Origin of the sequence: Moorena sp. SIO4G3 (assembly GCF_010692305.1) — a bacterium.
GTDB classification, from domain to species: domain Bacteria; phylum Cyanobacteriota; class Cyanobacteriia; order Cyanobacteriales; family Coleofasciculaceae; genus Moorena; species Moorena producens_A.
Genome location: NZ_JAAHIG010000043.1, coordinates 33,994 through 42,920 on the forward strand (window position 1 = coordinate 33,994; position 8,927 = coordinate 42,920).

Genomic DNA, 8,927 nt, shown 5'->3' on the forward strand with positions numbered 1-8,927 from the left:
TTGTCCATGGCAACTGTCAAAGTGGGTATCAATGGATTTGGTCGTATCGGACGACTCGTATTCCGTGCTGCCCTCAACTACCCAGAAATCGAAGTGCTGGGCATTAATGACCTAGTTCCACCACAGACTATCGCCTATTTACTCAAATACGACTCAACCCATGGTCGTTTCAAGGGTACCGTAGAAGCTGAAGCTGATGGAATTGTGGTCAATGGCAATAAAATCCCCTGTGTCTCAATTAAAAACCCAGAGGAACTGCCTTGGACGAAACTCGGTGTGGAATATGTAGTAGAATCTACGGGTCTATTTACCACCTATGATGGGGCATCTAAGCATTTACAAGCGGGAGCGAAGCGGGTGGTAATCTCTGCTCCGACTAAAAACCCTGATTTGGTTCCCACCCTGTTGATGGGTGTCAATCACGATACCTATGACCCGGCTAAAGATAGTATCGTTTCCAATGCCAGTTGCACAACTAACTGTCTTGCTCCCATTGCTAAAGTGATTAATGACAATTTTGGGCTAGCGGAAGGGTTAATGACTACGGTCCATGCCATGACTGCTACCCAGCCAACGGTAGATGGTCCAAGCAAGAAAGACTTTCGGGGGGGGCGAAGTGCTGCTCAGAACATTATCCCCGCTTCTACGGGTGCGGCCAAAGCTGTCACGCTAGTGTTACCGGAACTGAAAGGTAAACTCACGGGGATGGCATTACGGGTACCAACACCGGATGTATCAGTGGTAGATTTGACCTTCAGGACTCAAAAGGCAACCAGCTACCCAGAGATTTGTGCAGCAATGAAGGCAGCGTCAGTTGGGGCGATGAAAGGAATTTTGGGTTATACAGAGGAGCCAGTGGTGTCCACCGATTTTCAAGGCGACCCTCATTCAAGCATTTTCGATGCTGGAGCGGGAATGGAACTTAATTCTAATTTCTTTAAAGTTGTCTGTTGGTACGACAATGAGTGGGGTTACTCTAACCGCATGATTGACCTGATGTTATCTATGGCAGCTAAAGGTTAGGGGTAAATAGCAGCTAGCCCAGGGAAAGGAAAAATCAGTAACTACTTTCCCTGACTAGAACCCGCAGAAGGGGAAGAGGGAGAACAGACTGGAAGAGACCGCAAGTTGGGAAAGACCAAACACAGGAGTAACAAGCGAGAGTTAGCCACCTAATTTATTGGGTGGCCGGGGAGCGTACCGGTATTTATACCGGCTCTCGTGTCATGGGAGCTGCTTTGTCCTACCCAAAGTTTCTAGAAATTCAGAAAGGCTTAAATTGGCTTCTTTAGCCATTTCTTTTAGTCCATTCCAGGCCGTTTCTGTAGTCATTACACTATAGGATTTTTTTCGCACACCATGCAAGCTCGGTCTTCCCACTTTTTTCTTGATTTTTTCTGGCATTTGCTTGACACATTAATTATCAGGGTATATAATTAATGTAGCACAACAAAAGGTCGATAGAATGTACGGATGTCAGCAGCACCTAATAACTACAACGACTGAGAATCAAGCATTCATAGAGTTCATCTGTTCGGAAGCCAACAAGTTAACAAATTGTGGCTTATATTATTGCCGTCAAATGTTGTTTAAGGTTGGCAAATACCTTAACAACGCGGAACTGGATAAGATAATGAAGACAAATGTCCACTTCAGGGCATTAAGATCTGCATGTGCTCAACAAACTTTACACGGAGTCATTGAGTCTTTCAAGTCTTACAAAGCTCTCAAGAAAAAGTATGACAAAGGGCAATTGACAGATAAGCCTAGAGTTCCAAAGTATCGTAAGAAAGGAGGGTTATCTGTAGTTAGCTATCCTGCCCGCTGGGTAAAGCTGGTAAAAGGTCAACTCAAATTTACCCTGGGAAAGCAAGTTAAAGCCTGGTTTGGCATTGATCACTTTCTACTACCTATGCCATCCAATATAGACTTCAAGTCAATTAAAGAGTATCGTTTTGTCCCCAGGAATGGCTGTTTTTATCTGGAGTTTGTATACGAGCGACCAAAACCAAAGCCGGTAACACCTACAGAGAATGTATTAGGTATCGACCCCGGCCTCAATAACTGGTTAACTTGCGTTTCTAATATTGGAAAATCTTTTATCGTAGATGGCAGAAAAGTCAAGTCACAAAACCAGTGGTACAATAAGCGAGTATCTGCAATCAAAAAAGGTAAACAATGGGACTATTGGGATGAAAAACTAGCATCTCTGACTGAAAGACGCAACTGTCAAATGCGCGACAACGTGAACAAAGCGGCTAGATTTGTTGTTAACTGGTGTATAAGACATCAAATCAGTATAGTCGTTTTCGGTTGGAACAAAAGGAATAAAGATGGTATCAATATTGGGAAGAAAAATAATCAGCAATTTGTTCAAATCCCTACCGCTAAATTAAAAAATAGAATTGAGCAGCTATGTATTGAGTACGGTATTAAATTTATTGAGACTGAAGAGAGCTATACCAGCAAGGCAAGTTTTCTAGATAATGATTTTCTACCTACGCTTGGTGGGAAACCCAAGGGGTGGAAAGAATCTGGAAGGCGAGTAAAGCGTGGACTTTATAGGTCTCGAAAAGGTGAATTAATTAACGCCGACTGTAATGGGGCTGGTAACATCCTCAGGAAAGTAGAGACACAGCTAGGGTTTCCCCTAGCCAAGGTCTGTAGAGCAGTTTTGAGCCTGCCACAACGATACAGATTAGATTCACTTTCTAAATCGTATCGTGAAGCAACTTCACGCAGAGGTGCGACCCCGTAATTTAATTCTTCAAACGGAAAGCGCACCAAGCGCGGTTTTAACCCGCGAAGTGAAATCCGCTTAGAATCCCTGTGCTTTCAAGCCAGGGAGAGTTCAATTTCTCGTATCCGGTGAAATAGAAAAGCAGATGCGATTGACCGTAGGTCACGCGGGGCGCGTTCGCATCTGCTGAGTCGGTTTGAGATTAATGAATTATTGGTGATTAAGTAAAGGAAAGTATTTTCCTTGCCGATACTCCCAAGTTATGCCCTCGGGATCCCGAGAGCGACTCCACTGACTGAAGTTTGGCTCAGTGCGCATCCTCTTGAGTAACCTGTCCCCACAACGGAAGCGATCGCACATTTGTTTGACACTGTAGGGTTCTACTGAAATACTCTGGGATGACCCATTAGTGGTGGCAGTAGTCTCATCGCTATCAGGTTCAAAGGTGGCTGATGATTCTTGATTAACCTGATTAAGCTGATCAACTAAAGGAAAATATTTTCCTTGCCGATACTCCCAAGTGATGCCCTCGGGATCCCGAGAGCGACTCCACTGGCTGAAGTTGGGCTCAGTGCGCATCCTCTTGAGTAACCTATCCCCGCACCGGAAGCGATCGCACATCTGTTTGACACTGTAGGGTTTTACTAAAAAACCTTGCGATAACCCATTAGTAGTGGGAGTAGTATCCTCTATTTCAGGTTCAAAGGTGTCTGATGATTCTTGATTAACCTGATTAAGCTGATCAACTAAAGGAAAATATTTTCCTTTCCGATACTCCCAAGTGATGCCCTCGGGATCACGAGAGCGACTCCACTGGCTGAAGTTGGGCTCAGTGCGCATCCTCTTGAGTAATCTGTCCCCACAACGGAAGCGATCGCAGATCTGTTTGACACTGTAGGGTTTTACTAAAAAACCTTGCGATAACCCATTAGTAGTGGGGGTAGTATCCTCTATTTCAGGTTCAGAGGTGGCTGATGATTCTTGATTAACCTGATTAAGCTGATCAACTAAAGGAAAATATTTTCCTTGCCGATACTCCCAAGTGATGCCCTCGGGATCTCGAGAGCGACTCCACTGGCTGAAGTTTGGGTCAGTGCGCATCCTCTTGAGTAACCTGTCCCCGCACCGGAAGCGATCGCACATCTTCTTCACACTGTAGGGTTCTACTAAAATTAGCTCTGATGAAGATTTAGCAGGAGTAATCTTCTTTTGTCTATTAGTTCCAGAGGTAGCTGATGGAAATGCTGTGGTGACCTCGTCAGCTGGGAGAGCTTCGACGATATAATCTGCTAACGGCACCTCCTGGCTGTAAACCCCTTTAGTTGTGTGATACTTGATGATGCTTTCCCCGCTAAACCAATCTAGGGCTGTCCTCACAAAAAGCCACCCAGCTTGGGGAGACTTCTCCAGACATACTGGTGTCTTCTGGCCATTGGTAAGATTAACCAAGTTGTGTGTTGGCTTGAACATCCCCTTTTCGGGTATATACAGCTCATCTTGCTGACGTTTTCGTCTCGGACTACATTCGAGACAGTATTTAGGAGGCTTACCAGGATAGCACTCACGAGTAGTCATATGATTGCATTTCGGGCAAAAAAATGTAACTGGACGGGTATGAATCGTACGAGTGTGAGCACGCACGATAAAGGTTTGAGAAGGCATAAGTGTTCAACGTCTCATATAGTTATCTAGCAACAGTTATCAAGGAACCTGAGTGTGATATAGTTGTTCTGGTGCCGACAGCAATTCTAGGTATATCCCTAGGCACTGGCTACCGTAACTAGATCATCTCTATCATCTAGAGTAAGCATTTCTGCTGGTTTGATGATCTTAGGCAAAACTTCGTCAGCAATAAATAAACTCCTAAATAGTTAATACTGATCGCTTTTGCTGGCATCAGCTATTTTTGATAAAGTTCAGTATGCTGCTAACGTTAAACAATAGCAGATTCAGGCTAAATCCGTCAGACTACTAGAATTGAGATCAATATTTGATCGTGCGATCGCACAATCGCGACCTTGCATTTGTGAGCCGATTTCCAACTTTCCTAACCCTCCAAAGTCCGAACTGTCAGCACCTGGGGTGGTGTCGAATCCGGGGGATAGAGAAAATCCACCTCTAGCTGCCTAACTTCTTCAGGGGCTAAATTCAACGTCACCAATGGATGCCCTGGCTGTCCTCGTCGCTGCACTAAATGCACATAGCGCGTCTGAGCCTTTCGATCATCATCATCATAATTTATTCTGAGTGTACCCCGAAAGAACACGTTTTCAACCAGTGGGTTCAAAAACAGCAGTCGATCAGTACCCCCCTCATCCTTCAATGGCGTTTGCAGCGATACCGTCACCGTTTGGGGTTGATTAGTAGTATTCTTCAATGGCAAAGTTATATTGTATTCTACCCCATAATTACTGTGGGCAAAGTATGCCGTATCGGGATAGCGCCTTAACATCGGTGCACTTTGAATTTGCCCTGTACTCAGAGTAATCAGATGTAGAGTCCCCAGCACATAAGAATATCCCTGCCCTAGCTGAGGAATACTCAAATAGTTAACATTTGGATTATCTTGAATCAGCACTTGCCATTTAGAACCTTGGGAAACACCAGCCACCCGACCAAACACCGTCGGTTCTTGAGGTGGTTCGAGAGGAGTGGGTATCGGTCCACGGGGTTGAGCTAAGCCACCCGTATCCAGTAAGTGTTGCCATTCTGCTACCGTAGGTTCCCGATAGTTTCCATTGCCATCACGAGGGGCTTTCATCGCTAAGTTAGCCAGATAAACCATTCCATCACTCCGTAAGCGCATCATGGTAGAACGACCATTTGAAGCTGGTGATCGTTTAACTGGAATTGGCTGATTCATTAACATCTGGCTTTGTTTTGCCTTCAGCACCAGTTTGGCGGGAAATAGTTCTTGGAGAATTCCCCTGAGTACATCATTCATCGTCCGACTGCCAGGACCAGCATAGACTGTACCGTTGGGATTATCCACCATATCCGGCAACGAGATAAACGGTGCATCTGGGGTAGACAGATAACTCGCCCCTTGCAAGACCTCCACTGTAACAGGTGTGTCATTGGGATTATAAACTATCAATCCTTGGTAAAGGGGATGGGTTTCGGCCTGAGTCTCTGCTCTAGCAATATGGTGGGTAAAAATATCAAACCGTCCATTAAAGCCATAGTCAAGGTGGCCAGAAGGAACTTGTTTCCCTTCCGGTGAAAACGTAGACAGCAAAATTCCCTCACTTCTGACTAGTTCTGGACTATTGCTATTAAAGACAGGCACCTGATCCAATTGTCCTGGTAAACTACGAACATCATCAGGAGAAACGTCCACTCCAGCAATATACTGAGGTGGAACAGCATAGATGTTTAAGGCCCGACACAGCAAAGCCGCTACTTCACCACGGGTAGCACTCTGATTTGGCTTGACCTGTTTGAGATTGGGATAGTTAACCACAATAGTATTAATTGCTGCGGATGCGATCGCATTTTTAGCATATTGGGGAATCTGGCTAGCATCAGTAAAATACCGTCTGATAGTTCCATCGGGATCTGACGGGATAGGGAAATTCTTGGCTCCTGCTAAAACGGCGATCGCTTGCACTCGAGAAATGGACTCATTCGGTTTAAATCGTCTGCCAGGATAGCCCGAAAAAAATCTCCGCTTGTAGGCATCTTGAATCACATTCTTGGCCCAATGATTACTAGGTACGTCCAGAAAACGAATACCACCTCGTTGAATCGGCGCTGAGGGAAACGCATTCAGCATTAAGACAGCAAACTCAGCACGGGTAATCCTAGAATTAGGACGAAATTTACCATCCGGGTAACCACTGACCAACTTACGCTCCCGCAGTTGGTTGATACAATCTTTCGCCCAATGATTTTCCAGGTCAGGGAAAGTAGCGGTATTGGTCATCAGTAGTATGTAGTCTAAACTGCTTTAGTGTGGGCAACTAACTTGGAATTTTTTATTTCAAGCCCACGATCAGTTCTATTTCTGATATTGTTGCTCAATTAACCGGGGTGTTATCCCATGTAACAACATCCTCAACATAGTCCCTATCTACGTTGGTAACATACATTTAAGAATAAAACCATAAAAACTACGATTGGTTCAATGACTGACAATTCTCAAATCCAAGACCAACAAGAGGATTCGACCATAGACTCTTCCCAAGATAACCTAGAGGAAAAAGTTATCAAGTCCTCAGTTATAGAAACTATTCCGGTTGCTCCAGAGGGCTTTAAGTCTGGCTTTGTGGCGATTGTGGGACGCCCGAATGTGGGCAAATCCACACTGATGAATAAACTGGTAGGGCAAAAAATTGCCATCACTTCGCCAGTGGCTCAAACCACCCGAAATCGGCTGCGAGGTATCTTGACCAGACCGGAAGCTCAGTTGATTTTTGTAGATACGCCAGGGATTCACAAACCTCATCATCAACTGGGTAAGGTATTGGTGAAAAACGCCCAAATAGCCATTGAGTTAGTGGATGTGGTGCTGTTGGTGGTGGATAGTACAGTGGAGGCGGGAGGAGGCGATCGCTTTATTGTTGATCTACTGAGCCATACCAAGACACCAGTAATTTTGGGTGTTAACAAATCAGATATACAACCTCGCCAGAGTAGGGGAAAATCAATTGATGCTAGTTACGCTAAACTAGCTACTGCTCAAGGCTGGGAAGTCGTCAAATTTTCTGCCCTAACAGGTGATCACTTAGATCTATTGCAGCAGAAATTAATTGAATGCTTAGAACCAGGGCCATATTATTATCCCCCTGACTTCTTAACTGACCAGCCAGAACGGTTTATCATGGGGGAATTGATTCGAGAGCAAATCTTACTTCTAACTCGTGAGGAAGTACCCCACTCAGTTGCTATTACTATTGATTTAGTGGAGGAGCAACCAAAAATTACCCGTATTTTTGCTACGATTAATGTAGAGAGAGACTCCCAAAAAGGTATTTTAATTGGCAAAAAGGGTACTATGCTCAAACAAATTGGTACTGCGGCCCGCCAGCAACTTCAAAAGTTAGTTGCTGGTCAAGTTTACCTGGAATTGTTTGTGAAAGTAAAACCGAAATGGCGACAATCTCGCTTACGGTTATTAGAGTTAGGATATCGGGTGGAGAAGTAATAGTAAGTACGCTATATATAGCAATTCTACGACTTGTGAGGTACACAATTTATAAATTTTAGGGAACAGGGAACAGGGAACAGGGAACAGGGAAGAGATAAGAGGGAATAGGGATGGGCTGCATTAAGAGGTGCGACCCGTGGCGAATTTAATTCTTAATGGGTCAAGCGCACCTAAAAGGGAATCAACGTCAAATAAGACTGTACCTCATGAGTCCTATAAACTCTATATATCTAGCCTTTTTAGTTGATATGTTAACCTAGGATTGATATAAAAAGGGGACAGATAACAGGATATTTTAAAGAGCAAAATCAGCATTAATACTTTATAGTTACTACTTCATCCTTAACAATTAGTCTAAACGGCAAATACTTGTTCAACTGTCAAAGCTAACTCGGGAAATGTTTCTGATTCAATCTTTTTATTTCCTGTAAATTCAGTCAAATCATAAAACCCATCAACTAAACGCAAAACCGAGACCTTAGACTTTATTGGATCAACAATCCAATATTCAGGCACTTCCCGCACTGCGTATTCAGAACGCTTGTAGCGGTAATCATCTTGGGGATTACCTGCACTGACAATTTCTACTGCTAGTAGTGGTGCTGATTCCAGCACCGCTGATGACATGGAACGGATAGCTTGCCGCTGATTTTCTGAGATAATGACTAAATCAGGAATTCTAGATTTATTCTCAGCTGTGCGAACCCCAAGATTACCAGGCATAACAACCCAATCTACACTAACCCTCTCAATTTCTCTTCTCTTGGTGCGCGTTCACGCTTAGCTTTGAAAAAGCGCGGGGTCGCACCGGATCAAATTGCTTGAATAAAAAAAGCATAATCAGGGCATGTAGTCCACTAGCAGGTGGCATAGCAACAAGCTCTCGATTAACAAGCTCATACTTGTAGTCAGTTTGACACTCCCCGCCCGCTTATGGACGGGGATTCTTAGTTCCTCGACATGCCTTGTCTTGATGCAGTCGCTCATGGGGGAAACCCCCAAGACCGCGCTGCATCGCTAAAATTAGCTATCCGTCAA

Annotated in this window: 7 protein-coding genes; 3 read left to right on the forward strand and 4 right to left on the reverse strand. The window is 44.3% G+C overall.

Features of this window, described 5'->3' with window-relative positions:
- The first annotated feature begins 6 nt into the window (after nucleotides 1–6).
- Entirely contained in the window at nucleotides 7–1,023 is a 1,017-nt protein-coding gene (gap, locus tag F6J99_RS11085) for a type I glyceraldehyde-3-phosphate dehydrogenase (RefSeq protein WP_293112972.1), read from the forward strand.
- 201 nt (nucleotides 1,024–1,224) lie between these two features.
- Here the strand turns inward: gap and F6J99_RS11090 are convergent, their stop codons facing one another.
- Nucleotides 1,225–1,404, reverse strand: coding sequence for a hypothetical protein (locus F6J99_RS11090; RefSeq protein WP_070395189.1), 180 nt, complete (start codon nucleotides 1,402–1,404; stop codon nucleotides 1,225–1,227).
- 61 nt (nucleotides 1,405–1,465) lie between these two features.
- On the opposite strand from F6J99_RS11090, the gene F6J99_RS11095 reads away from it, so the two are divergent.
- The gene (locus F6J99_RS11095) at nucleotides 1,466–2,758 is read left to right on the forward strand and encodes an RNA-guided endonuclease TnpB family protein (protein ID WP_083305381.1); all 1,293 of its coding nucleotides are present in this window, start codon (nucleotides 1,466–1,468) and stop codon (nucleotides 2,756–2,758) included.
- 192 nt (nucleotides 2,759–2,950) lie between these two features.
- Here F6J99_RS11095 and F6J99_RS11100 read toward each other — a convergent pair whose 3' ends face one another.
- The gene (locus F6J99_RS11100; RefSeq protein WP_293112973.1) at nucleotides 2,951–4,402 is read right to left on the reverse strand and encodes a hypothetical protein; all 1,452 of its coding nucleotides are present in this window, start codon (nucleotides 4,400–4,402) and stop codon (nucleotides 2,951–2,953) included.
- 385 nt (nucleotides 4,403–4,787) lie between these two features.
- Nucleotides 4,788–6,665, reverse strand: a complete 1,878-nt coding sequence (locus F6J99_RS11105; RefSeq protein ID WP_293112974.1) for a DUF3370 family protein — start codon at nucleotides 6,663–6,665, stop codon at nucleotides 4,788–4,790.
- 201 nt (nucleotides 6,666–6,866) lie between these two features.
- On the opposite strand from F6J99_RS11105, the gene era reads away from it, so the two are divergent.
- Nucleotides 6,867–7,886 carry a GTPase Era gene (era, locus tag F6J99_RS11110; protein WP_293112975.1) on the forward strand — a complete coding sequence of 340 codons (1,020 nt, stop codon included), beginning with the start codon at nucleotides 6,867–6,869 and terminating at the stop codon, nucleotides 7,884–7,886.
- A 357-nt stretch (nucleotides 7,887–8,243) separates the two neighbouring features.
- Here the strand turns inward: era and F6J99_RS11115 are convergent, their stop codons facing one another.
- Nucleotides 8,244–8,612, reverse strand: coding sequence for a Uma2 family endonuclease (locus tag F6J99_RS11115; RefSeq protein WP_293112976.1), 369 nt, complete (start codon nucleotides 8,610–8,612; stop codon nucleotides 8,244–8,246).
- Nucleotides 8,613–8,927 lie beyond the last annotated feature (315 nt).